Origin of the sequence: Endozoicomonas atrinae (assembly GCF_001647025.1) — a bacterium.
In the GTDB taxonomy this organism is placed as follows: Bacteria; Pseudomonadota; Gammaproteobacteria; order Pseudomonadales; family Endozoicomonadaceae; genus Endozoicomonas; species Endozoicomonas atrinae.
Genome location: NZ_LUKQ02000739.1, coordinates 1 through 589 on the forward strand (window position 1 = coordinate 1; position 589 = coordinate 589).

Annotated in this window: 1 protein-coding gene; it reads right to left on the reverse strand. The window is 49.6% G+C overall.

What is annotated here, in order from left to right:
- A partial coding sequence (locus AK963_RS34350; RefSeq protein WP_175404783.1) for an Ig-like domain-containing protein occupies window positions 1-589 on the reverse strand: 589 nt, incomplete at both ends.

A 589-nucleotide genomic window follows, 5' to 3' on the forward strand; every position in this document is an offset into this window, starting at 1 on the left:
TCTGGTCAGTTGAGGTGCTGAAATTGACGACATCGCCTTGTTCGGGGTCAGAAGCATGGGTGGCACCTGTTAATGTGCCATGGATATTATTACGTGCGTCATTAGCCGGATCACTGGAATCACTGAAAGAAAATTCCAGATCAGGACGGGCTTTCTTATACAGTGTCCCTGCTGTCGGTAATTGGGTGATTTTAACGGAATGAAAAGCATCACCATCAGCATCACTGAAATTAAAGTCGGCTGCCGTGAAGCTGTGTGTTCCATCCTCTGTCACAGTAATCGTACTGTCTATCGATGTTGGCGCATCATTCACTGCGTTGACGGTTACACTGGCCGATGCGGTGTCTGCACTGTATGCCGTGGTGCCGCCGTTAATACTGGTATCCTGATATTGTCCTGCACTACCTTCTGATCTGTCCCATGCCCGGAAGCTGAAGGTGGCATCGCCATTGTAATCGGTGCTGGGTACAAACCGGACTTTGTGGTAACTGTCGAGCAGCAGGGCATGGTTATCTGCCAGACTGCCGTCGTCAATATTTATCCAGGGGTCATTCCAGCCAATTTTGTACTGCCAGGTGCCGTTGGTATT